Here is a 24,040-nt window from a genome sequence, read left to right as displayed (position 1 = left end):
TCTCTATTTAAATCCGCGCGATACTTTTATGAGATCATAAGCAGCTTGAATCTCTTGAGCGCGTTTTTTGGCCGCTTCAAGCATCTCTTTAGGTAAGCCTTTTGACACTAACTTATCGGGATGATGCTCATTCATTAGTTTTCGATATGCTTTTTTTATTTCTGCAATTTCGGCTGATGACTCGATACCTAAAATTTTATATGCATTTTGCAGATCTGATTGTGCTGAACGCCCTTGATAACCCTGATATTGTTGATATTGGTAATGCTGATCTTGGTATTGATTTTGGTGATGACCATTTTGACGAAAATGGTAGCTTCCCATCATCATTTTAATATACATGGTCATTTGTTGACGAGGAATATTAAATTCTTCTGCCACAATATACAATATTTGTGACTCTTTTTCATCTAAATGACCATCAACCAGTGCCGCTTGAATGAGTTGTTCACAAAAAATATTTAACACATTACGTCGAAAGCGGTATTGAATATATATCTCTTTTAAACGAGCTCGAAGAGGATAATCCGCAGCTTTACCTCGATTAAATGAGTCTTGCGCAAGTCGTCGACTGTTGCTATCAAGTTGTAGTCTATCCATAAAATGGCGTGCAAGATTGATGTCATCTTGTGTGACCACGCCTTTTGCTTTACTGAGATGACCAAGTACTTCAAAAACAATGGTTAAATATAAAGTTGGATTAGTTTGAGTTCTTTGCTGGTTTAACTTGTTACAAAGGGTTTGATAGAGCATTGGACCAACAAAAAATCCAAGTACATAACCCCATCCCGATTTTAATACAATGCTTAATACAAAGCCTGTAATAATCGCCCAAATAAAAGACATACTATTTGTTTACCTCAATTCGATCTATTTTTTGTAGCCCACGTGGTAAAGCGCTACCTTTACGAGCACGTTCTGCCCTAAATTTTTGTAAATCAACAGGATTTAGGGTAAGTTTGCGTTTGCCAACATATAAGGTGATGGATGTTTCCGGTGTAATTAAAATCATATAAGCAAGGCTGTCATCTGCATTGGATAATGAGATTATTTTGTTTCCTTTGCCTTTTGCCAGTTCAGGAAGATCTTTTACAGGGAAAATAAGCATCCGTCCTGCTTGGGTAATGGATAAAAGTAAGCTTTCATCATTTGAAATTTCAATAGGCGTGAGTACTTTCGCATTATTCGGTAGATTAATTATGGCTTTACCATTTCGGTTACGTGCGACTAAATCACTAAATTGACATATAAATCCATACCCCGCACTTGAGGCAAGTAAAAATTTTTGATTGTCATTCGCTGACATCAAAACATGCTCAACACTTGCACCAGCAGGTAATGCTAATTTACCCGTAAGTGGTTCGCCTTGTCCTCGCGCTGAAGGTAATGTATTGGGTTCAATAGCATAGCTACGGCCCGTAGAGTCAATAAATACCACAGGTTGATTACTTTTTCCTTTTGCGGCCGCTTTAAAACTATCGCCAGCTTTGTAACTCAGTCCAGTTGGATCAATATCATGACCTTTAGCCGCTCTTACCCAACCCATTTCAGATAAAACAATGGTCACCGGTTCTGACGGTATTAGTTCTTGTTCGGTAATGGCTTTTGCTTCACTGCGTTCAACAATTGGAGAACGGCGTTCATCCCCGTATTTATCAGCGTCTTGTTGAAGCTCTTTTTTAATTAAACTATTCAATTTTCTAGGCGAACCGAGTAATGCTTGCAGCTGATCACGCTCTTTAGCGAGATCACTTTGCTCACCTTTGATACGCATCTCTTCAAGTTTAGCTAAATGGCGAAGTTTTAACTCTAAAATCGCTTCAGATTGGATTTCAGTTAAATTAAACCGTTGCATTAACTCTGTTTTAGGATCGTCTTCATAGCGAATAATATTAATGACTTCATCGATATTCAAAAAGGCGATAAGTAAACCGTCTAAAATATGAAGGCGTTTTAATACTTTGTCTAAACGGTAGTTTAAACGTCTGGTTACCGTATTACGACGGTATTCTAACCATTCAGTTAAAATCTCAACTAACCCTTTGACGGATGGGCGATTGTCTAGCCCAATCATATTCATATTGACCCGATAGCTTTTTTCCAGATCGGTTGTGGCAAACAGGTGATTCATGACCTGTTCTAAGTCAACACGATTAGAGCGAGGTACAATGACGAGTCGTGTTGGATTCTCATGATCAGATTCATCACGTAAATCTTCAATTAATGGTAATTTTTTGGCACGCATTTGCGAGGCAATTTGCTCTAAAATTTTCGCACCAGAAACTTGATGTGGCAGATCAGTGATAACGATATCGCCTTCTTCTTTTTTCCATACAGCGCGCATCCGAATTGAGCCACGTCCCGTCTTATAGATTTTTTCTATATCTTGTGGTGGGGTGATGATTTCTGCTTCAGTTGGAAAGTCAGGCCCTTGTATGTGAGCCATCACTTCGCTTAGCGTAGCTTTCGGATTATCTGCCAGCATAATCGCTGCATTGGCCACTTCACGAATATTATGGGGTGGGATGTCGGTCGCCATCCCAACAGCAATGCCCGTAGTACCATTTAATAGAATATTCGGTAATCTGGCCGGTAACATTTTTGGTTCTTGTAATGTACCGTCAAAATTAGGGGTGTAATCGACCGTACCTTGTCCTAATTCGCCTAATAGTAGTTCGGCATATTTAGATAGGCGTGATTCGGTATAACGCATTGCAGCAAAGGATTTTGGATCATCTGGCGCCCCCCAGTTACCTTGTCCGTCAACTAATGGATAACGGTAAGAAAATGGTTGTGCCATCAGTACCATTGCTTCATAACAGGCGCTATCACCATGTGGATGATATTTACCTAAAACGTCACCGACAGTACGTGCTGATTTTTTAAATTTAGCCTGAGCGTTAAGCCCTAATTCTGACATGGCATAAACGATACGGCGTTGCACTGGTTTTAAACCGTCACCAATAAAAGGTAGTGCACGATCCATAATGACATACATAGAGTAGTTTAAATAAGCGCTTTCTGTAAAGGTACGTAGCGACTGAACTTCTACTCCGTCATGAGTTATCTCACTCATTGTTGTTCCTCTAAATCATTCTTTATGTTAGACATCAAGTTGGACTTGGTCACCTTTTTCTTGCAACCATTCACGGCGATCTTCCGAACGTTTTTTAGCAAGTAACATATCCATTAACGCCATTGTTTCTTCTGAATTATCTAATGATAACTGAACTAGACGGCGAGTATTCGGATCCATCGTTGTTTCACGCAGTTGCAGTGGATTCATTTCACCGAGACCTTTAAAACGTTGTACATTCGGTTTGCCTTTTTTCCGTTTAAGCTGATCTAAAATTCCTTCTTTCTCTTCTTCATCTAAGGCGTAATGGACTTCTTTACCAAGATCGATACGATATAATGGTGGCATAGCAACAAAAACATGTCCGTCTTCGACCATTGCACGAAAGTGACGAACAAATAGCGCACAAAGTAGGGTGGCAATATGTAAACCGTCAGAATCGGCATCGGCTAAAATACAGATTTTACCATATCGTAATTGGCTTAAATCATCACTATCAGGATCAATACCAATCGCGACCGAAATATCGTGGATTTCTTGAGAACCAAGGACTTCATCCGATGAGACTTCCCAAGTGTTTAGAATTTTACCTTTTAATGGCATTATCGCTTGATATTCCCGATCTCGAGCCTGTTTAGCTGAGCCACCTGCGGAATCGCCTTCCACTAAAAAAAGTTCAGTTCGGCTTAAGTCTTGTGATGAACAGTCCGCAAGCTTGCCCGGTAATGCCGGACCGCTAGTTAATTTTTTACGAATAACTTTTTTTGAAGCTCTTAGTCGTCGTTGTGCACTGGAAATCACCATTTCCGCTAGTAATTCAGCGGTTTGTACATGCTGATTTAACCATAAGCTAAAGGCATCTTTAACAATGGCAGATACAAATGCAGCACTTTGTCTGGATGATAAGCGCTCTTTGGTTTGTCCTGCAAATTGTGGCTCTTGCATTTTTACAGATAACACATAAGCACAGCGTTCCCAAATATCATCAGCCGTCAATTTTATGCCACGTGGTAATAAATTACGAAATTCACAAAATTCACGCATTGCATCAAGCAACCCTTGGCGCAAACCATTGACATGGGTACCACCTTGCACAGTAGGAATTAAGTTAACATAGCTTTCTGTTAACAGTTCGCCACCTTCCGGCATCCACAAGAGTGCCCATTCAACGGCTTCTGTATCACCGGTATGGCTGCCGGTAAATGGCTCTTCCGGTAGTAGTGAGTAACCACTGACGGATTCCATTAAGTAATCTTTTAAGCCATCTTGATAACACCAGCGTTGTTCGGTGTTATTAATTTTATCTTTAAAGATAATTTCAAGACCAGGACAAAGTACCGCTTTTGCTTTGAGTAGATGAGTTAAACGGGGTACTGAAAATCTTGGTGAATCAAAATATTTTTCGTCTGGCCAAAAGTGAACTTTTGTGCCCGTGTTACGACGTCCACACGTACCAGTTACATGAAGATCTTCGACTTTTTCGCCATTTTCAAACGCAATTTGGTATACTTGACCATCTCGGTTAACGGTCACTTCTACCCGTTTAGATAGCGCATTAACAACTGAGATACCCACACCATGAAGTCCACCAGAGAATTGATAATTTTTATTAGAAAATTTACCGCCAGCGTGTAAACGGCAAAGTAATAATTCAATAGCCGGTACCCCCTCTTCGGGATGAATATCAACAGGCATACCTCGCCCATCATCAATAACTTCTAATGAATTATCTTCATAAAGCGTGACTTTAACTTGACGAGCGTGACCGGCTATTGCTTCATCGACACTATTATCGATAACCTCTTGCCCTAAATGATTTGGGCGAGCCGTGTCGGTATACATGCCTGGACGATGACGAACAGGATCGAGCCCTTTTAAGACTTCAATATCAACAGCGTTATAAGTAGATTGTGACATAGTTTTTCTATTTATTCGAATAAATGACCTTATTATACCAATCTTTCTTTAAGATGCATGAAATTAAATTTATAATGAAAAGCAAATTCAGTATTTTTACCAAGTATTTATTGAGAATAATTGTTATTACCTTAATTTATTGATAGTTAAAAGACGGTTTATGCCGTTTTCTATTTTATCAGCCCATCTAAAGTATTATGATAAATAAATCCCAAATAGACATAAGGGAACAAAATGAGCAAGTCAGATAATAAGATAACCCGACGAGATTTTTTACAAAAATCGTTAGCAATTGGGAGCGTTGCGGCATTAGCCAATACCATTCAATCCCCATTTGTGTACGCAGAACCTAATGTTAATTACAATGATAGTCTTGCCAGTTCGGATAATGAGGAAAAAATCGTCTATAGTGCTTGTTTAGTTAACTGTGGTAGTCGCTGTCCTCTAAAAGTCCATGTGAAGAATGATATTATTACTAAAATTTCTTCGGAAGACGGCATTAATGATCCTGTCTTTGGTCTGCATCAAATTCGACCTTGCTTGCGAGGAAGAGCGGTACGTTGGCGAACTTACGATCCTGAGCGTTTAAAATATCCTATGGTGCGAGTGGGTAAGCGTGGTGAAGGTAAATTCAAACGTATTTCATGGAATGAAGCAATCGCTTTATTGGCAAATAAACTCAAGTATACCATTAATCAATATGGCAACGAGTCTATTTATTATCAATATGGTACAGGTACTACAGGTGCAAATATTTCTGGGCGTAGTGCTTGTAAGCGATTCTTGAGTACGATTGGTGGTTACCTTAATTATCATGGTGATTATTCAAGTGGTCAAATAACCGCTATTCAACCTTATATTTATGGCAATGCAAAAGAGTCGTTGATAGACCAAATTAAACACTCTGATCTAGTGGTAATGTTTGGACAAAATATTGCTGAAACCAGAATGTCGGGTGGAGGGCAGGTGACCGAGCTATTCAATGCATTATCACAAAGTAAAGCAAGGGTGATTATTATTGATCCAAGGCGTAGTGAAAGTGTTGTGGGTTACAATGCTGAGTGGATTCCAATTATTCCTGGAACGGATGCCGCTTTAGTTGCTGCAATCGGTTATGCTTTACTAGAAGAAGATAGAATTGATGATGCAATGCTTAATCAATATTGTGTGGGCTGGAATGCTGACTCATTACCCGACAGTGCACCGCCTTTTAGTGATTTTAAATCTTATATTCTTGGATTAGGTGATGACAGAACGCCTAAAACCCCTGAATGGGCAGCTAAAAAAACCGGTATTCCAGCTAAACAAATTCGTCAGCTTGCATTAGATATTGTCAATGCTAAAGCGGCATGGATTTCTCAAGGTTGGGGGGCTCAGCGTTGGCAAAATGGTGAGCATACTACCCGAGCGATTATGATACTGCCAATTATCACGGGTCAGTTTGGTAAACAAGGTACTAATATCGGAACTTGGGGCGGCAGCGTGACTTATCCGGTTCCTGGTCTGAATCTGTTAAATCCGATTAAAACCAGTATTCCATTTTTTTTATGGACAAAAGCGATTGAAGAACCGCAGAACATGACAGCTAAAAATGCTTATATACTGGGTAAAGATAAATTGGATGTTGGTATCAAGTTTATCTGGAGCTATGCCAGTAATGTAATTGGTAATCAGCATGCCGATCTCAATCGAACCCATCAGATTTTACAAGATGAGTCGAAATGCGAATTTATCTTGGTTTGGGATACGCATATGACCGCTTCAGCAAGGTATGCCGATTTGTTATTACCTGATGTGTCATCAGTGGAAAGTCATGATTTAATCAATAATTCTTACGCATCGGGCGCTTATCACTACGTGATTCGTATGCAACAAGCCATTAAGCCACTTTGGGAAAATCGTCCAGCTTATGATGTGCTAACCGAATTGTCTGAAAAAATGGGTGTTAAAGATAAATTTACGGAAGGACGAACACAAGAGGAGTGGATAGCGTATAGTTATGAAAGAATGCGCAAACAAAATCCTGATTTACCGTCTTTTGCCGAAACAGACGGTATGGGGGTTATTGATCGTAAATTAGCCGATAGTGATAATCACATTGCTTTAAAAGCATTTCGCGATGATCCCGTTAATCATCCGTTAAATACCCCATCGGGAAAAATTGAAATTTATTCTGAAGCCTTAGCAAAAATTGCGCGTGAATGGGAATTTGAGCAGGACGATAAACTTTATCCTATCCCAGCTTATTTACCTGCAATTGAAGGAAGCGAAGATAAGCTGAAACAAGAAAAATACCCGTTACAGTTAATTGGATTTCATATTAAAGGACATTGCCACTCGTCTTATAGCAATCTTCCGCAATTGCGTGAGGCTGTTGCCAGTAGTCTGTGGATCAATCCCATTGATGCTCAGCAGAGACACATAAAGCATGGTCAATTAGTCGAAGTTTTTAACGATCGCGGTCGGTTATATATTCCTGCAAAAGTAACGCCACGTATATTACCCGGGGTCATTGCCATTCCGCAAGGGTTGTGGGCAAAAACCAATGCAGTGGGTATCGATATTGGGGGGTGTGTCAATCGATTAACTTCATTGCGTCCTTCGGTATTGGCAAAATCAAATTCACAACATACCAATTTGGTTGATATCAAACCAATATCCAGTATGTCTTCGGCATCATAAGTCACAGGGAGATGATGAAAATGCAATATGGATTCTTTATTGATTCTTCCAAATGTACCGGATGTAAAACCTGCCAAGTCAGCTGTAAAGACGAGAAAGATAATGCGCTTGGGGTGCATTTTCGACGAGTCTATGAATATGGTGGTGGCACATGGCAGCAAGTAGCTGGAGTTTGGCAGAATGATACATTTACTTATTATTTGTCGATCGCCTGTAACCATTGTGATGAGCCGACTTGCGTACAAGGCTGCCCTACGGGGGCAATGCACAAACGCAAGCAAGATGGCTTAGTGGTTGTCAATCAAGATGTGTGTATCGGGTGTCGGTATTGTGAAATGCGTTGTCCTTATGGTGCACCACAGTATGATCATCAAAAGCGTGTCATGTCAAAATGCGATGGCTGTTATGAACGTGTCGCCGAAGGATTAAAGCCCGTGTGTGTCGAATCTTGTCCGCAACATGCTTTAGATTTTGACGAGATAGGCAAATTACGTGAACGTTATGGTAATGAACGTAATATTGCTCCTTTGCCTAATGCTGAGCTAACTAAACCCAATATTGTGATTAAACCCCATGCACAAGCTAAGAGTTCGGGTGATACATTGGGTAAAGTGCTCAATCCAGAGGAGGTTTAATATGCATGAATTACCACTCGTTTTTTTTACGGTATTGGGGCAATTATCTGCGGGAATGGTATTGCTGAGTAGCTTGTCTTGTTTCATCAATCATTCACAAACTAAACAAGTTATTAGACAAAAAATTAATGGGTTAGCACTGCTTTTTATGGCTCTTGGTATGCTAATTGCCTCATTCCATTTGGGGCATCCTATGCGTGCCTTCAATGTGATTTTGGGTATCGGTCGTTCGCCAATGAGTAATGAAATTTTTACCTTTGGTGTATTGTTTGGAGTCACGTTTGTATCCTTGTTACTCAATTATTTTGCCCTTTATCCCAATAGTGAAAAACTTGATATGATTAAGCCGCTTTGTTTAAAGATAAATCGCATCCCTTATATAAATCAACTATTAGCGATCGTGTTGATGATACTAAGTTTAGTGTTTGTTTGGACTATTGTTTTAACGTATAGATTACCCACAGTGAAAACGTGGGATACTGTTTATACACCGATTCAAATGTATCTAACGATGCTGGTATTAGGTGGTATTGCTAGTGCTAGGGTTGGGTTATATCGATTAGGAACTGGTGTTTTTATTATTGGCGTTTTATTAATTGTGCTGTCAAAGGTACCTTATTTTAATTTAATGACTTCAATCAGTCCGACGCTGGCTAATGCGCAATTGAGTTGGATGATAATCGAGTGCATTTTATTAATCGTGGCGCTTATGTTGATTATTTTTAATTATTGGCGAACAAAACATATGACGATACTATGTACTACAGCCTTTGCTTGTACTTTTTTGGGGGAGGTTTGTGGACGCATTGCATTTTATAATTTATGGACAATACCGCTATAATCATTGAAGCTAATAACTCATAGCAAATTAAGTCATTTTATAATGAATAAGAGAGATAAGATTGGATAATCTAACTACCGCCACCTTAGCAAAAATCATTGGGGCATTTTTTTACTATTCTCCTCGAAGTGAAACCGTCAAACCGTTGGTTGAGGTTTTACTCCATATCGATCAGCTGGCTAATTGGCAAAATCCCAAATTAATTTGTCAGCAATGTCAAAGATTGGCGGCAGAATTATCCCATCAAGATCTTGATTATCAATTTTCACTGTTATTTGAAGGACAAGGTGAAATGCTTGCACCCCCTTGGGGATCGGTCTATTTGGATCAAGAAAAGTTATTAATGGGGGAATCACAAGAACGTTATCGTGAATTTTTACAGCAACAAGGGTTAATGTTGTCTACTGGTATGAATGAGCCTGAAGATCAGTTTGGATTAATGTTAATGGCATTTGCATTACTGCTGGAAAAAAATCAGCCACAAACAGCAAAACAATTATTAAATGAACATCTATTTACGTGGTCTGCTTACTATTTAAACCAATTAAAACATAATCAAATTAGTCCGTTTTATGCTGCTCTTGCCGTTATTGCAGAACAATATTTAGAGATGCTTCAATGAGCCTGCTTGTTAATTGTAGCAATTAATTTGACTCAATTATAGAGAGCGTTACAGTTTTTGAAGGAAAAGGTATAATTCCCCTATTGTTATATAAGATAGAAATCAGATATGTTAGCTTATTTACAACTTATGCGGTTAGATAAACCAATTGGAATCTTGCTATTGCTTTGGCCAACTATAACGGCAATTTGGCTTGCCAATCCTCATCCGCCAGTTGAACTTGTTGTTATCTTTGTACTGGGTGTTGTTGTGATGCGAGCGGCAGGATGTGTGGTAAATGATTATGCCGATCGCCATTTTGATGCGCATGTGGAGCGAACCCAACACCGTCCGTTAGCGCAAGGCGTATTAACCGCAAAGAATGCTTTATGGACATTATTGATATTGTTGTTAATGGCTGCTTGTTTATTATTTTTTTTAAATACTTTGTCGTGGATGATTGCTGGCTGTGCATTGTTAACTGCAATGATTTACCCGTTTATGAAGCGTTATACCTACTTTCCGCAAATAGTATTAGGGATTGCATTTAGTTGGAGCATTCCAATGGTCTATGCGGCCACAATTGAACAGTTCCCGTTAACCTGTTGGTTATTGTGTTTGGCAAATATTTGTTGGACAGTTGCTTATGATACGGAATATGCCATGGTTGATCGCAATGATGATATCAAAATTGGCATTAAATCAACGGCTGTTTTGTTTGGGCATTATGATAAATTGATAATTGGCATTTTACAGATAATAACGGTGATTTGCTTGATAATTATTGGTTTGAATCATCATCTGTCTTTTATTTACTATAGTGGAATATCGATCATGTCGTTACTGTTTCTTTATCAACAATGGTTAATAAACGATCGTGATAGAACTCGATGCTTCAAAGCTTTTCAAAATAATAATTATGTTGGATTAGTGATGTTTTTAAGTGTTGTTATTGTTTAATAATTATTAGAAACAGTAATACCAAAAGTTGAAAATTCTTAAGAATAAAACAAAAAGGGATTTTTATCTTATTTGTCTAAAAATTCCCTTTTTAACAAAATAACGGCTTATTTTGTTGAAGTTAAACCCCGTTTATTCCTGTTCAGCTAAAGTAGCTTGCACAATTCGCAGTGCATCAAAGGTTTCTTTTACATCATGCACTCGAATAATCTGTGCACCCTTCATCGCTGCAATTACTGCACAAGAAACACTACCTAACATACGTTCTTTAGGCGGAACATTTAATACTTGTCCAATCATGGATTTTCGAGACATGCCAACTAATAGCGGTAAATGAAAGTGATGAAATTTTTCAAGTGTTGCTAGTAATCGATAATTGTGTGCTAATGTTTTACCAAAGCCAAAACCCGGATCAAGAATAATTTTTTCTCGCTCAATCCCTGCATTGATGCAACGATTGATATGTTGGGCAAAAAATTGATCGACTTCTTGATAGATGTCTTGCTGATAATGTGGCGCATTTTGCATAGTTTGAGGATCGCCTTGCATATGCATAATGCAAACTGGTAATCCTGTTTGGGCTGCGGCTTCGACTGCACCAGACTCTGTTAATGCTCGTATATCATTAATTAAGTGGGCTCCTGCTTTTGCTGACTCTGTCATAACTTGAGGTTTAGAGGTATCAACAGAAATCCAAACATCAAAATAGCGAGCCACTTTTTCAACTAAAGGCACCACTCTATCGAGCTCTTCTTCAACAGATATGATGGCTGCACCAGGGCGTGTTGATTCGCCGCCTATATCAATAAATGTTGCGCCTGCTTGTATCATATTATCAACTCGACGCATGGCATCATCAAGATTGTTATAATTACCGCCATCAGAAAACGAATCCGGCGTCATGTTTACGATACCCATTACTTGAGGAAAAGAGAGATCCATAATTTGATTGTTGAAACGAATTTCCATGATTATGCCTTATTTAAGTCATCTGCTACTCAATTTTGCTATCGTTAAACTTAGTTATAAGCTAAACAATAGCAAAATCATTTAAGCTTGTTACCTGTTTTTATTTTAGATTTATTTAAATTATCCGATAAAAAACGCGCCGTAGCGCGTTATAGAAATTAAAACAAATTAATTATCCGATTCAGGTGGTGTATCACGACCTTCATTCGGAACTTCTTGTGCTGCTTTTTCATCACTGGCTGTCCAACCCTCTGGTGGCGTGACTGGCTGGCGATTCATCAGTTCATCAATCTGTTTTTTATCAATTGTTTCATATTTAAGTAAAGCATCTTTCATTGCATGAAGAATATCAATATTTTCAGTTAGTGTTGTTTTAGCTCGTTGATAGTTTCGTTGAAGGATTGCATCAACTTCTTCATCAATAATTTTAGCTGTACCATCAGATATTTTCTTCATGACTCCATAAGAAGACTCTTCATATTCAAACAATGCAGGTGGTAAACGATCTGAGAAGCCCCATTGTGTCACCATTGCTCTGGCTACATTTGAAGCGTATCGTATATCACTAGAAGCACCAGAGGTAATTTTATCTTCGCCATAAATTAAGCCTTCGGCAATTCGTCCTGCATAAGCTGTTGAAATTTTTGATTCTAACTGAGTACGAGTTTGACTAATTTGATCACCTTCCGGTAAGAAGAAGGCGACACCTAACGCCCCTCCACGAGGAATAATCGTGACTTTATGGAGCGGATCATGATCTGGCATTAAATAACCCACAATTGCGTGTCCCGCTTCATGATAAGCCGTATTGGTTAATTGCTCTTTTGTCATGGATAATGAACGACGTTGTGTACCCATATCGATTTTATCTTTGGCTTCTTCAAACTCATCCATCGTGACTAAACGTTTATTACGGCGAGCGGCAAATAGCGCTGCTTCGTTAACTAAATTAGCTAATTGAGCACCAGAATAATTTGGTGTTCCACGCGCTAATACTGCTAGATTAACATCAGACCCTAAAGGCACTTTACGTACATGTACTGCCAGAATTTGCTCACGACTTTTTAAGTCAGGTAAATCAATTTGAACTTGACGGTCAAAACGACCTGGACGAAGTAATGCAGGATCGAGAATATCAGCACGGTTTGTTGCTGCAATCATAATAATGCCACTGTTAGCTTCAAAACCATCCATTTCAACTAACATTTGGTTTAGGGTTTGTTCGCGTTCGTCATGACCGCCCATTGAACCCGCTCCACGTTTGCGACCAACAGCATCAATTTCATCAATAAAGATAATACAAGGTGAATGTTTACGGGCTTGTTCAAAGAGATCACGTACACGTGATGCGCCAACACCAACAAACATTTCAACAAAGTCGGAACCTGAAATACTAAAGAAAGGCACATTGGCTTCACCGGCAATCGCTCTAGCTAATAATGTTTTACCGGTACCTGGTGGCCCAACCATCAAAATACCTTTTGGTATACGTCCACCTAATTTTTGGTATTTACCCGGATCACGTAAAAAATCGACCACTTCTGTTACTTCTTGCTTGGCTTCTTCACTGCCTGCGACATCGGTAAATTTGGTTTTTACTTGATCTGGCGCTAACATCCGAGCTTTACTTTTACCCACCGACATTGGTCCGCCTTTACCACCGCCTTGCATTTGACGCATGACAAAGATCCAAAATCCGATTAATAAAATAATGGGGAACCAAGAGATTAAAATACTTGCTAACAAACTTGGTTTTTCATCTGGACTACCATAAACGGCAACTTTATTTAAAACTAAGTCATCCATTAATTTTTCATCAAAATAAGGGATGTAAGTTACATAGTTACGATTATCTTTTGTCGTGGCAATAATTTCGCGTCCATTAATATGCACTTCTTGGATTTTACCACTGGTGATATCGGAATTAAATTGAGTATAATTGATTTGAGGACCGCTATTTGATATTGAGCTGAATTGATTAAATACAGCTATCAATACTACGGCAATAATTCCCCAGATCAGTAAATTCTTTACCATGTCGTTCAAAAGAAAAACCTCTCATAAAAATTAACAGTTACGACTAAAATTAGGAAGTAATGGTACTACAAAATTGTGCTACTGGCTACTTCATACCCATTGCAACGATATAAACTTCTCTCGATCGCGATCTGGATGCTTCAGGTTTGCGAATTTTGACCGTTTTAAACATCGTTCTAACTTGTTTTAAATAATCTTCAAATCCCTCACCTTGAAATACTTTGACAATAAAATTGCCATTTGGGGCAAGGACATCTCGACACATATCTAAAGCAAGTTCAACTAAATACATTGCTCTTGGAATATCAACAGCAGGTTGACCACTCATGTTAGGAGCCATATCTGACATGACAACTTGTACTTTTTCTTTACCAACACGGTCAAGTAATGCTTTAAGCACGGCTTCGTCTCGGAAATCACCTTGTAGGAAATCAACACCGACAATCGGATCCATCGGTAATAAATCGCAAGCGATAATTCGTCCTTTGCTACCAATAACAGACGCCACATATTGTGACCATCCACCAGGCGCTGCGCCTAGATCAACAACGGTTATGCCGGGTTTAAATAATTTGTCACTTTTTTGAATTTCTTCTAATTTGAACCATGCTCGCGATCGTAAACCTTTTTTTTGTGCTTGTTGCACAAAGCGATCATTAAAATGTTCATTAAGCCAACGAGTCGAGCTTGCTGAGCGTTTTTTGTTACTCACAGGGAATAAATCCTTATAGTAAAGAGTTCACTTCAATTGATTACAAATATATATAAGGGTAGAATAACAAAATTGCAACTTAATGTGATAAAAAAATAATGAATTTATCAAATAAACAAAAACAGTATTTAAAAGGTGAAGCTCATCATTTAAAACCGATTGTCATGATCGGCGCTAATGGGTTTACTGAAGGTGTGCTTGCAGAGATTGAAAATGCGTTAAACTTTCATGAGTTAATTAAGATCAAGGTATCTGCTGAAGATAGAGAGACAAAAAAACTTATTTGTGAGGCTATCATACGTGAAACGCATGCCCTTGCAGTACAACAAGTTGGTTCTATTTTTACCATTTTTAGACCAAGTGAAGAGAAAAAAATCACTTTACCTAAATAATACGATTAATAAACAGGGTATTCGCCCTGTTTATCATTATCAAATGACCAAGTAGAATTCACCCTTTAAATATATTCTACTTTAACAATATCAAACTCTACATCGCCACCAGGTGTTTTGATTTGTACTGTGTCACCATTTTCTTTACCAATTAATCCTCTGGCAATAGGGGAATTAACCGAAATGAGATTTTGTCGATAGTCAGCTTCATCATCACCCACAATTCGATAAGTGGTTTCTTCATCAGTATCCACATTGATAACAGTGACGGTAGCACCAAAAATAATTCTGCCAGTGTTTTTGACTTTGTTAATGTCTATAATTTGTGCTTGTGATAACTTTCCTTCAATTTCTTGAATACGTCCTTCACAAAAACCTTGTTGTTCTCTTGCTGCATGATACTCTGCATTTTCTTTTAAATCACCGTGTGCTCTCGCTTCGGCTATCGCTGCTGTAATTTGAGGTCTTTTAACATTTTTCAGCTCTTCAAGTTCAGCACGTAATAATTCAGCTCCCTTTACTGTCATTGGGATTTGTTTCATTTGTGTGTCTCCCGCTTTATTTAAATTAAATAAAAACAATCCCTCATCTTACTTTAAATAAAGGAAGAGTGATCGATTCCATTTGGTATTTCAAAGATATGATTGTGTATTTCTATATATTAACTGTAAAACTGACTTAACGACAAATCATTTATACTAAAATAAGATGCTATTTCATTTAAAATCGTTTATCGTAATGTCACTGTGAACGGCTTATTATAACAATTTTATTCATTTATGCGACGGATACGATTCTACTTACTTACTCTTTTAGCAATTGCTTGGTTGTTAGTGTTACTCTCTTATTTTGTAGTACAGACGGCGTTTGGGGCAAAATTTGTAAGTGAGCAATTATCAAAATTAAGTCCCTATACTATCTCAATTGGGCATGTTCACCATTCTTTTTCAAATGTTTATGAAGTTGTCTTGGATGATGTTGTCATCAGCGATGGTCAGCAGCAGATAGCTAATATTCCTAAAATGGTTATAGGGTTAGATAAACATGAACTGTGGCAATTCAATCATTTTAGCTATGTTACTGTGATTGATGGAATATTGGCTGATAGCAAAATTAAACATTATGATTTTTCGACTGATACGTTAAAATTCATTAATTCTACCGTTACTGTTTCAATAAATAATAATGAAGATAAAATTCTATTTAAACAGGTAAATGGCGGAATTAAATCTTATTCTTCATCAAGTTTAAATAATGCCCAGTTTGATTTCACTTCTAACGAAGTATTGATCAATGAGGTTGCTATAAAATCAGTAATCGTTCAAGGATTTCACCGTGATAATATTACCTACTTAACCAATTTAGGTGGGAATATTGAAAATGGATTTTTTGTAAGTAAGTTAAAGATATTAGCTGATAAAAGTTGGGATATTGAACAACTTAAATTAAGCAATATTCATCTACAATCTCAAAAAGACGATTTTTGGGAAAAATATATTTCCTATTTACCGAAATTCTCTTTACGACAATTGTCGATATTTGAAAGTAGTATACAGCTACCCTCTTTTCTCGTTGAAAAAGGGAATCTTGAAGTCAAAAATATTCGTTTTGATAATGGATGGTATTTTGATGAAAGCTCTCTTGTTTTCAATGCCGATAATGTTGTATGGTTAGATAATCTATTTTCCTCAGTATTACTTCAACTCAATCTTAATGATGATAATATTGAGATTGAAAAAGCGATAGCCACTTGGAATAAAGGTAATGTAAATATTACAGGTAGCTGGCACGGTAATATTTTACAGTTAGAACAAGTCACGATAGCTAGTGTCATTTATCAATTACCTCAACATTTAGAGCAATTAGTATTACCAACACAATTTAGTCGGATTGAAATTACTCAATTATCGATTTTACCAAGTCTATTAATTAATGTTGATGCTAACTATCCATTTGCTTTTACTAATTTTGAAGCACTGGGCTCAGATATTGTTATAGTCAAAGATAAATATTTAGGATTTGATGCCGGAAACCTATTTTTTAAAGCTGAAAGAGGATCTATTAATGGAATTGAGATTAATTATCCAGATTTGACCTTAAAATATGATTCACAACAGCATGCATTATTAAACTTTAGTAGTTTAATTAACAAGGGTGTTGTTGAAATAAAAGCAAAGCTTAATGCTAATCAAACAGAATTTACCTCTTTTCAATTAGGTGCTGCTAATATCCCAAGTTCTTTATTAAAAGATTGGAAATTAGTTAATTACGATCCTGAGTCAACTAATTATACCGCTAATTTAGTTGGTAAAATTGCACCATTTAGTTTAGCTGGCACAATACAAGTCAATGCGATCAATCATTTTCTTCAATCAGACAATTGATATTGGTTTAGTTAGCCTTATATATTATTAAAATGCTAAAACTCCTGTTCGTGTTTAAATGACGTTTTTGATTAATTAATATGAGAGTGAAATGGATCAAATCAGACTAGATAAATGGTTGTGGGCTGCCCGATTTTATAAAACGCGTTCACTTGCTCGTGAAATGGTTGAGGGGGGAAAAGTCCACTATAATGGTCAACGAACTAAACCGAGTAAATTGGTGGAAGTCGGTGCAATTTTGACTCTTCGTCAAGGTTCAGATCAAAAAACAATTAAAATTCTGGCGATTAATGGACAACGGAGATCAGCGCAAGAAGCTCAATTACTTTATCAAGAAACACAAGAGAGCATTGATAAACGCGAAAAAATAGCTGAAGCACGTAAGCTTAATGCATTAACCATGCCACATCCTGATAGAAAGCCGGATAAAAAAGAGCGGCGTAACTTAATAAAATTTAAATATGATAGACAACAAGGCGACAATAATTGATATGGATACTTTAAATCGATTTATCTTTGATAATCACCCTGTTCGTGGTGAAATAACTCGTTTAGAACAAACTTACCAAGCAATTTTAGATAACCATAATTATCCTATAGCAGTACAAAATTTATTGGGTGAATTACTGGTTGCGACGAGTTTATTAACCGCAACCTTAAAATTTGAAGGCGATATTGCGGTTCAATTACAAGGTGATGGTCCTTTGCGTTTAGCGGTTGTTAATGGCAATCATCTTCTACAATTACGTGGGGTTGCTCGAGTTAATGGAGATATTGCTGATAATGCGTCATTGAAAGATATGGTGGGTAATGGCTATATTGTAATTACCATTACGCCCAAAAATGGAGAACGCTATCAAGGTATTGTCGGACTTGAAAAAGAGACGCTAATAGGATGTATTGAAAATTACTTCATGCAGTCTGAACAGTTGCCAACTAGATTATTCGTTAAAACAGGTGTTTACAATAATAAACCAATGGCTGCCGGCATATTATTGCAAGTGTTACCAGCTAATGAAAATACTGAAGAGTCTTTTGATCATCTATGCGCTTTAACCGAAACAATCACGAACGATGAATTATTTAAACTCACCAGTGATGAAATTTTATATCGCCTTTATAATCAAGAACAAGTTCGATTGTTTGAAACTGAGAATGTTACATTTAAATGTGGTTGTTCTCGGCAACGTTTTGAGGATAGTTTAGCAACAATACCGCAAAATGAAATTGATGAAATCCTCAAAGAGGATGGTGGAAAGATTGATATTCTTTGTGATTATTGTGGTAAACATTATATATTTGATGAGATAGATATCACTGAAATGCGAAGCAAACACAAAACAAATATCCATTGATTTTTAGGCATAAAAATACCACTAAGATTATTAACTAATTTTAGTGGCAAAGTGAAATATAGGGAATTAAACCCGTACATAATGTATCAGAATCGTATAAATACACCAACCTTTTTTATTAATTTTTTGCCATAATTTTGTTAAGAACAATTTACAAAACTATTTTATCCTATTGGAAAAAGAAAATTATTTACTTTTCAGTTAAGTAAATTTTTTAGATAACCTCGATATCGCCGACCATTGCGCATTCATTTTTGATTTTCCATTTTATGTTAAAATGGTATAGCGTTAATCCATATGTTTGTTCAGCGATGTTATTTTGTTTATAAGCAGGTCTAGGATCTTGTGAAATGACTTGAGCAATTAAATCTGCTAACTCTGGATAATTCTGTTTTTGCGATGTTAAAAAAAGTTGAGCTTCATCTGAAAACACGACGTGTAATTTTTTTTCTGGAGACGTTTGTGCATAGCCAGCAGTGGCATCTGGATAACTATCACAATAAGGTAGATAGGGTTTTATATCGATTATAGGTGTGCCATCAACTAAATCTAAACTTCCTAATTTTAAAATAACTTGTTTATTGTTAATGACTATGTCTTTTAATTCTACTGCTGAAAGCCCGATATGATTGGGTCTAAATGGGGAACGAGTTGCAAATACGCCTAACGTTTTATTTCCACCTAAACGAGGAGGACGAACGGTTAAGCGCCACTTGTTCTGATCTATATGGTGGAATTGAAATAGCAACCATAAATGTGAAAACTGCCCTAATCCTTTAACACTATTAGGATCGTTATAAGGTGCCAATAAATGAAGTTCTCCATGTCCAGCAGGAACTAAATTCGGTTGTCTGGGTACAGCAAATTTTTCGCTATAAGGGGAATGTATAATACCAATGGGATCTATTTGCCAGGTCATGCTCTTAATTATGCTTTGCTGAATTAATGTATGGTCTGCAGTATATCACTCAATAACTCTATTTATTTTGTCTTTTATTGTTTCCGCCGACCTTAAATCGGCGGAATTTTGATTTATTAATGTTTTTGGTAAGTTATTACCAACCACGAATAGCACCACCATTAAAAATTTGATCTGCCTTTTGCGCTACAGCATCAGTTTGGTAAGCTTTCACAAAATTTTTGATATTCTCGTTATCTTTATCGGCTTCACGCGCAACGATAATATTAACGTAAGGGGATTCTTTATCTTCAACAAAAATGCCATCTTTACTTGGCGTTAAATTTGCTTGTCCGGCAAATGCATTATTGATAATAGCAAGGTCAACTTGTGCATCGTCTAAAGAGCGTGGCAACATAGGTGCTTCAAGCTCAACAATTTTATAATTATTAGGATTACTGGTGATATCTAAAACTGTCGGTAATAAACCTTTTGATTTATCAACGGTAATTAATCCTTCATGTTGTAATAACAGTAGTGCACGACCTAAATTAGTTGGATCATTTGGAATCGCAATGGTTGAGTTAGCTGGAATAAAGAAAGTTTCGCCACGCGGAGATGTCACTTTCACGCCTTCACCCGTTGGCGTAGCATTGTCGATTGGTTTAAGTTTATGAGAATAACTTGCAATTGGGTAAACAAATGAATTACCGACAACAGCTAATTTGTAACCACGCTCTTTCATTTGCTCATCTAAATAAGGTTTATGTTGGAAGGCATTAACGTCAATTAATCCATCATTTAATGCTTGATTAGGGGTGACATAATCATTGAAAATAACCAACTCAACATCTAAATGATAAAGATCCTTAGCTTGTTGTTTTACCACTTCGGCTACTTCTTGTTCGGGCCCTGAAATAACACCGACTTTAAGTGTAGTCATATTATCTGATTGATTTGAATTGTTATTTTCCGATACTGTTTGTTTACTATTATCACAACCCGTTAAAAAAAAGGCACTTACTAAGGTGGTAATTAATGCTAGCTGTTTAATTGACATAATTTTCTCCAAAATTAATGATGAGTTACGCGTTTTACAATGGCATTTCCTATAAATTGAATAATAAATACGATAATGATTAAGATAACTAAAACTGTATTCATTATAGCAGGCTTGTATCCATTGTAACCATATTGAATTGCCAATTGACCAAGACCACCTGCACCAACAGCGCCTGCCATGGCAATATAACCCGTTAGCGTAATTAAAGTAATTGTCATACTATTAACAATGACCGGTAAGGATTCAGGTAATAATACTTTATAAATGATTTGAAATGGCGTTGCACCCATTGAGCGAGCTGCTTCAATCAAACCTTTTGGAACATCTAATAATGCATTTTCAATCATGCGAGCGATTAATGGTGAAACACCTATACTTAGTGGCACAACAGCAGCTTGTTTACCAATAAACGTTCCCATTAAGAAAGTTGTAAAAGGAATAATCCAAACAATCAATATAATAAAAGGTATTGAACGAAATATATTCGTTATAAATGAAATAACACTATTAGCGATATAACAATCTAAAATTTGTCCTTTACGAGTGGTATAAAGTAGTATACCAATCGGTAATCCAATAACGGTTCCCCAAAATCCAGATAAGATAACCATATAAAGTGTTTCATCAGTTGCTTGTGCCATTTTAAATAACATGGCTTCATTAAAACCATTAAAAGAAGAGCAAAAAGCGACAAAATCACCCCAAAAATTGTAGTGTGCTAAATATCGAAATAAGGTTTCGAAAGGTTTAAAAGAAGGAATAAAACTAAACATAACCAAGCACCTCTACGTTGGTGTTATTTTTTTCTAAAAATTCAATTGCGGATTCAATACTTTTCGTCTCTCCCTTCATTTCCGCTAGCATTAAACCAAATTTAACGCCACCGGCGTAATCCATCTGAGCGCTAATAATATTGCTTTCGATATTGAATTGTTGAGCAATTTGCGATAACAGCGGTAAATCAACCGAAACACCTGAAAACTCTAGGCGTACTAGGGGATTAAGTCCTTCTCTATACTTTTTTGATAGCTTAGTTAAATAGTCATCAGGAATGTTTAAATGTAAAGTTGATTGAATAAATTGACGGGCAATATCGGTTTTAGCATGGGAAAACATTTCACCTACTGATGATTGTTCAATTAACTCTCCATTGCTAATAACGGCAACTTGATCGCAAATCTGTTTAACGACATCCATTTCATGGGTAATTAATAAGATTGTTAATTCAAGTTTCTGGTTGATTTCTTTTAATAAAGTTAAAATCGAACGCGTTGTTTCTGGATCAAGGGCACTGGTTGCTTCATCACACAATAATACTTTAGGGTCACTTGCCAAGGCTCGTGCGATAGCAACACGTTGCTTTTGTCCACCAGATAAATTGGCTGGATAGACATTTGCTTTTTCAGTCAAACCAACTAACGCGATTAGTTCATCGACTTTTTGCTTAATCTTAGCTTTGGGTGTCCGATTAAGTTCAAGAGGAAAAGCAATATTATCAAATACGGTACGTGATGAGAGAAGATTAAAATGTTGAAAAATCATGCTGATTTTTCGACGAACAGGAATTAATTGTCGATTAGATAGATTAGTTATCTCTTGATTATCTAAAAAAATTTTACCACTTGTTGGCTTTTCTAACAGATTGACACAGCGAATCAATGTACTTTTTCCAGCGCCTGATTTACCGATAACCCCATAAATTTTACCTTTGGGTACATTAATAGTAATATCCTTTAATGCGTGGATTAACGTATTATTATGTTCAAAAGTTTTCGAAATATGTTGTAATTGTATCATAATATATAAAAGCAAAATGCGAATAGTTGAATATTAAGACGTCTAGACATCTAAGTCAATCAATAATATATTATGCAAATTAGGATAAATACCTAAATAAAAGGAAAATGAGTAAATATGAAGCCTGCTATTTTTTTAGATCGTGATGGTACAATAAACATCGATTATAACTATGTGCATACAATTGATAAATTCCACTTTATTGACGGAGTTATTGAGGCAATGCAAGAGCTCAAAAAAATGGGTTTCTTATTAGTTATTACCACCAATCAATCTGGAATTGCCAGAAACAAATTTTCTGAAGAGCAATTTCATACTTTAACTGAATGGATGGATTGGTCGTTACAAGACAGAGGTGTTGACTTAGATGGTATCTATTATTGTCCGCATGATCCACTAGTCGATCATTGTGAATGCCGAAAACCAAGCCCAGGTATGATTCAAACCGCAGCGAAAGAATTAGGCATTGATATTGCTAATTCCTATATGGTGGGCGATAAGCTTTCAGATCTATTATCAGGTAAAAGGGCTGGGGTTAAAAAAACCGTTTTAGTGAAAACGGGCGACCCAATCACTGAAGAAGTCGTTGCTCAAGCCGATTGGGTAATCGATAGTTTGGCGGATTTACCTAATAAAATAAAAGCAGAATCATAACGTTCTAAAACAATACTATTTATTCTATTACGGTGTTTAAAATAAACGCCGTATAATTCTCAAGACAAGTGGTGCTAATATTAATCCTAAAAATAGTGCATCAATAAAGTTCACCACATTTTGACCAAAAGTATGGATAGTATTAGCGAAAAAAAGAGAGAAACCACTTATAACGATCATCATAACCAAACCCCAATATAGAAAACTAACCGTATTCCTTTTATCAGTCATGATCGGTAATCTAAGAATAAAGAGGCATATTAAACTCATTCCGACCAAAGTACTGCCATGCTGTAGTAATTGGTAGATAGGAATATCAATATTTTTTAGGGAAATTGTCTGTTGTAAAAAAGGAATGTGTTTTACTACAAAACCCGTTAAGTGAGTAAAACTGTCCCAACCAATATGAGACGTAATGCCTATTACGGCTGATGTCAAAACAATAAACCAATGATGTAAGCAATACTGATTCCAATTAAAAGTAAGATAATGAGCAAATCGTTTATAAAGGAAATGAGGCAAATTTTTGATTAGTTCATTACGAATAATGGAATGAAAGATAAAAGCAACCATTAATGTTATTGGCAGATCAAAATAAACAATACCAAATAAAGTATGGCTCATATCACTTTTTATTTTCATTCTAAGAAAATATTCAAAGTCAGGGGACATGCTACCTATAATTAAGGCTGTCATGGAAAAAAATTGAGGCTTTTTATTAAAAGGTAAAACAATTGCTGGGTGTGCGAAAGTAAAAGGCATATGAAAAATCCATCTTAAAAAATTAGCCTAAAGCAAACATATCATAACTGACATAATAAATAATAATAAAGAAAGTTTGTAAAATTTGTATAGGATCAGTTTGTTTTCAATACGGCATGGGTAAAAAAAACACAAACAGAAATAAAATTGCAATAAACGCTTGCATGATTTTTTTAAGGCTCTATAATGCGCATCCACTGACACGGCGTCAGCGAAAGCAGGCGGTAAAAGAGGTTAGTGAGCAGGATCAAAAATTTTGAAAAAAGATCTTGACGAATAAAAAGGTGTAGCGTAGTATACGCAGC

Annotated in this window: 22 protein-coding genes; 10 read left to right on the top strand and 12 right to left on the bottom strand. The window is 36.7% G+C overall.

Annotated features, from left to right (window positions below; all coding sequences use genetic code 11):
• Positions 1-3: 3 nt before the first annotated feature.
• The 3 genes from djlA to parE are packed head-to-tail and all read right to left on the bottom strand — an operon-like array spanning position 4 to position 4,993.
• Positions 4-846 carry a co-chaperone DjlA gene (djlA, locus tag ACGH46_RS10765; protein WP_411605613.1) on the bottom strand — a complete coding sequence of 281 codons (843 nt, stop codon included), beginning with the start codon at positions 844-846 and terminating at the stop codon, positions 4-6.
• A gap of 1 nt (position 847) precedes the next feature.
• Positions 848-3,076: a DNA topoisomerase IV subunit A gene (gene parC, locus ACGH46_RS10760; RefSeq protein ID WP_267351132.1), complete on the bottom strand. Its 2,229-nt coding sequence runs from the start codon at positions 3,074-3,076 to the stop codon at positions 848-850.
• Between the two features lie 27 nt (positions 3,077-3,103).
• Positions 3,104-4,993 (bottom strand): DNA topoisomerase 4 subunit B, encoded by a 1,890-nt coding sequence (gene parE, locus ACGH46_RS10755; protein ID WP_411605611.1) that lies wholly within the window; start codon positions 4,991-4,993, stop codon positions 3,104-3,106.
• Between the two features lie 234 nt (positions 4,994-5,227).
• On the opposite strand from parE, the gene ACGH46_RS10750 reads away from it, so the two are divergent.
• From ACGH46_RS10750 to ubiA, 5 genes are all read left to right on the top strand, one after another.
• Positions 5,228-7,675 (top strand): DMSO/selenate family reductase complex A subunit, encoded by a 2,448-nt coding sequence (locus ACGH46_RS10750; protein ID WP_411605610.1) that lies wholly within the window; start codon positions 5,228-5,230, stop codon positions 7,673-7,675.
• 14 nt (positions 7,676-7,689) lie between these two features.
• Positions 7,690-8,310, top strand: a complete 621-nt coding sequence (locus ACGH46_RS10745; protein ID WP_411605609.1) for a DMSO/selenate family reductase complex B subunit — start codon at positions 7,690-7,692, stop codon at positions 8,308-8,310.
• Between the two features lies 1 nt (position 8,311).
• Complete coding sequence (locus ACGH46_RS10740; protein WP_411605608.1) at positions 8,312-9,151, top strand: dimethyl sulfoxide reductase anchor subunit family protein; 840 nt, start codon at positions 8,312-8,314, stop codon at positions 9,149-9,151.
• 61 nt (positions 9,152-9,212) lie between these two features.
• Positions 9,213-9,773 (top strand): molecular chaperone TorD family protein, encoded by a 561-nt coding sequence (locus tag ACGH46_RS10735; RefSeq protein WP_411605606.1) that lies wholly within the window; start codon positions 9,213-9,215, stop codon positions 9,771-9,773.
• Positions 9,774-9,881: 108 nt separating this feature from the next.
• Positions 9,882-10,712 (top strand): 4-hydroxybenzoate octaprenyltransferase, encoded by an 831-nt coding sequence (gene ubiA / locus ACGH46_RS10730; RefSeq protein WP_411605604.1) that lies wholly within the window; start codon positions 9,882-9,884, stop codon positions 10,710-10,712.
• A 132-nt stretch (positions 10,713-10,844) separates the two neighbouring features.
• On the opposite strand, the gene folP is transcribed toward ubiA, so the two are convergent.
• From folP to rlmE, 3 genes are all read right to left on the bottom strand, one after another.
• On the bottom strand, positions 10,845-11,681 hold the full coding sequence (gene folP, locus ACGH46_RS10725) for a dihydropteroate synthase (RefSeq protein WP_411605603.1): 837 nt from the start codon (positions 11,679-11,681) through the stop codon (positions 10,845-10,847).
• 168 nt (positions 11,682-11,849) lie between these two features.
• On the bottom strand, positions 11,850-13,718 hold the full coding sequence (gene ftsH, locus ACGH46_RS10720) for an ATP-dependent zinc metalloprotease FtsH (RefSeq protein ID WP_267351154.1): 1,869 nt from the start codon (positions 13,716-13,718) through the stop codon (positions 11,850-11,852).
• A gap of 85 nt (positions 13,719-13,803) precedes the next feature.
• On the bottom strand, positions 13,804-14,430 hold the full coding sequence (rlmE, locus tag ACGH46_RS10715) for a 23S rRNA (uridine(2552)-2'-O)-methyltransferase RlmE (RefSeq protein ID WP_411605602.1): 627 nt from the start codon (positions 14,428-14,430) through the stop codon (positions 13,804-13,806).
• A gap of 98 nt (positions 14,431-14,528) precedes the next feature.
• Here rlmE and yhbY point away from each other — a divergent pair, with 98 nt between their 5' ends.
• Positions 14,529-14,822 carry a ribosome assembly RNA-binding protein YhbY gene (yhbY, locus tag ACGH46_RS10710; RefSeq protein WP_065559637.1) on the top strand — a complete coding sequence of 98 codons (294 nt, stop codon included), beginning with the start codon at positions 14,529-14,531 and terminating at the stop codon, positions 14,820-14,822.
• A gap of 65 nt (positions 14,823-14,887) precedes the next feature.
• Here the strand turns inward: yhbY and greA are convergent, their stop codons facing one another.
• Positions 14,888-15,364 (bottom strand): transcription elongation factor GreA, encoded by a 477-nt coding sequence (greA, locus tag ACGH46_RS10705; RefSeq protein ID WP_411605600.1) that lies wholly within the window; start codon positions 15,362-15,364, stop codon positions 14,888-14,890.
• Between the two features lie 237 nt (positions 15,365-15,601).
• Here greA and ACGH46_RS10700 point away from each other — a divergent pair, with 237 nt between their 5' ends.
• The 3 genes from ACGH46_RS10700 (at position 15,602) to hslO (ending at position 18,561) form a co-directional block, all read left to right on the top strand.
• A complete protein-coding gene (locus tag ACGH46_RS10700) occupies positions 15,602-17,206 on the top strand; it encodes a hypothetical protein (protein ID WP_411599787.1) in 1,605 nt (534 codons plus the stop codon).
• Between the two features lie 91 nt (positions 17,207-17,297).
• Entirely contained in the window at positions 17,298-17,696 is a 399-nt protein-coding gene (hslR, locus tag ACGH46_RS10695; protein WP_065559639.1) for a ribosome-associated heat shock protein Hsp15, read from the top strand.
• A gap of 1 nt (position 17,697) precedes the next feature.
• Positions 17,698-18,561: an Hsp33 family molecular chaperone HslO gene (gene hslO / locus ACGH46_RS10690; RefSeq protein WP_267351148.1), complete on the top strand. Its 864-nt coding sequence runs from the start codon at positions 17,698-17,700 to the stop codon at positions 18,559-18,561.
• Between the two features lie 214 nt (positions 18,562-18,775).
• On the opposite strand, the gene tsaA is transcribed toward hslO, so the two are convergent.
• The 4 genes from tsaA to metN form a co-directional block, all read right to left on the bottom strand.
• Complete coding sequence (tsaA, locus tag ACGH46_RS10685) at positions 18,776-19,480, bottom strand: tRNA (N6-threonylcarbamoyladenosine(37)-N6)-methyltransferase TrmO (RefSeq protein ID WP_411605599.1); 705 nt, start codon at positions 19,478-19,480, stop codon at positions 18,776-18,778.
• A gap of 136 nt (positions 19,481-19,616) precedes the next feature.
• Positions 19,617-20,519: a methionine ABC transporter substrate-binding lipoprotein MetQ gene (gene metQ / locus ACGH46_RS10680; RefSeq protein WP_411605597.1), complete on the bottom strand. Its 903-nt coding sequence runs from the start codon at positions 20,517-20,519 to the stop codon at positions 19,617-19,619.
• A gap of 14 nt (positions 20,520-20,533) precedes the next feature.
• A complete protein-coding gene (locus tag ACGH46_RS10675) occupies positions 20,534-21,175 on the bottom strand; it encodes a methionine ABC transporter permease (RefSeq protein ID WP_370632183.1) in 642 nt (213 codons plus the stop codon).
• Between the two features lie 112 nt (positions 21,176-21,287).
• Complete coding sequence (gene metN, locus ACGH46_RS10670) at positions 21,288-22,319, bottom strand: methionine ABC transporter ATP-binding protein MetN (RefSeq protein ID WP_220216047.1); 1,032 nt, start codon at positions 22,317-22,319, stop codon at positions 21,288-21,290.
• 117 nt (positions 22,320-22,436) lie between these two features.
• Here metN and gmhB point away from each other — a divergent pair, with 117 nt between their 5' ends.
• Positions 22,437-22,973 carry a D-glycero-beta-D-manno-heptose 1,7-bisphosphate 7-phosphatase gene (gene gmhB, locus ACGH46_RS10665; protein ID WP_220216046.1) on the top strand — a complete coding sequence of 179 codons (537 nt, stop codon included), beginning with the start codon at positions 22,437-22,439 and terminating at the stop codon, positions 22,971-22,973.
• 36 nt (positions 22,974-23,009) lie between these two features.
• Here the strand turns inward: gmhB and ACGH46_RS10660 are convergent, their stop codons facing one another.
• Positions 23,010-23,735, bottom strand: coding sequence for a DUF4184 family protein (locus ACGH46_RS10660; protein ID WP_411605595.1), 726 nt, complete (start codon positions 23,733-23,735; stop codon positions 23,010-23,012).
• Positions 23,736-24,040 lie beyond the last annotated feature (305 nt).

It is taken from the genome of Gilliamella sp. CG22, assembly GCF_046635725.1.
Lineage (GTDB): Bacteria > Pseudomonadota > Gammaproteobacteria > Enterobacterales > Orbaceae > Gilliamella > Gilliamella apicola_I.
Note: the sequence above shows the minus strand (reverse complement) of the source record. Positions and strands in the feature narration are given on the sequence as shown.

Bases quoted from the DNA above. Each gene is read 5' to 3' on its own strand.
- djlA (WP_411605613.1), bottom strand. From the start codon at position 846: ATGTCTTTTATTTGGGCGATTATTACAGGCTTTGTATTAAGCATTGTA.
- parC (WP_267351132.1), bottom strand. From the start codon at position 3,076: ATGAGTGAGATAACTCATGACGGAGTAGAAGTTCAGTCGCTACGTACC.
- parE (WP_411605611.1), bottom strand. From the start codon at position 4,993: ATGTCACAATCTACTTATAACGCTGTTGATATTGAAGTCTTAAAAGGG.
- ACGH46_RS10750 (WP_411605610.1), top strand. From the start codon at position 5,228: ATGAGCAAGTCAGATAATAAGATAACCCGACGAGATTTTTTACAAAAA.
- ACGH46_RS10745 (WP_411605609.1), top strand. From the start codon at position 7,690: ATGAAAATGCAATATGGATTCTTTATTGATTCTTCCAAATGTACCGGA.
- ACGH46_RS10740 (WP_411605608.1), top strand. From the start codon at position 8,312: ATGCATGAATTACCACTCGTTTTTTTTACGGTATTGGGGCAATTATCT.
- ubiA (WP_411605604.1), top strand. From the start codon at position 9,882: ATGTTAGCTTATTTACAACTTATGCGGTTAGATAAACCAATTGGAATC.
- folP (WP_411605603.1), bottom strand. From the start codon at position 11,681: ATGGAAATTCGTTTCAACAATCAAATTATGGATCTCTCTTTTCCTCAA.
- ftsH (WP_267351154.1), bottom strand. From the start codon at position 13,718: ATGGTAAAGAATTTACTGATCTGGGGAATTATTGCCGTAGTATTGATA.
- yhbY (WP_065559637.1), top strand. From the start codon at position 14,529: ATGAATTTATCAAATAAACAAAAACAGTATTTAAAAGGTGAAGCTCAT.
- greA (WP_411605600.1), bottom strand. From the start codon at position 15,364: ATGAAACAAATCCCAATGACAGTAAAGGGAGCTGAATTATTACGTGCT.
- ACGH46_RS10700 (WP_411599787.1), top strand. From the start codon at position 15,602: ATGCGACGGATACGATTCTACTTACTTACTCTTTTAGCAATTGCTTGG.
- hslR (WP_065559639.1), top strand. From the start codon at position 17,298: ATGGATCAAATCAGACTAGATAAATGGTTGTGGGCTGCCCGATTTTAT.
- hslO (WP_267351148.1), top strand. From the start codon at position 17,698: ATGGATACTTTAAATCGATTTATCTTTGATAATCACCCTGTTCGTGGT.
- tsaA (WP_411605599.1), bottom strand. From the start codon at position 19,480: ATGACCTGGCAAATAGATCCCATTGGTATTATACATTCCCCTTATAGC.
- metQ (WP_411605597.1), bottom strand. From the start codon at position 20,519: ATGTCAATTAAACAGCTAGCATTAATTACCACCTTAGTAAGTGCCTTT.
- ACGH46_RS10675 (WP_370632183.1), bottom strand. From the start codon at position 21,175: ATGTTATTTAAAATGGCACAAGCAACTGATGAAACACTTTATATGGTT.
- metN (WP_220216047.1), bottom strand. From the start codon at position 22,319: ATGATACAATTACAACATATTTCGAAAACTTTTGAACATAATAATACG.
- gmhB (WP_220216046.1), top strand. From the start codon at position 22,437: ATGAAGCCTGCTATTTTTTTAGATCGTGATGGTACAATAAACATCGAT.
- ACGH46_RS10660 (WP_411605595.1), bottom strand. From the start codon at position 23,735: ATGCCTTTTACTTTCGCACACCCAGCAATTGTTTTACCTTTTAATAAA.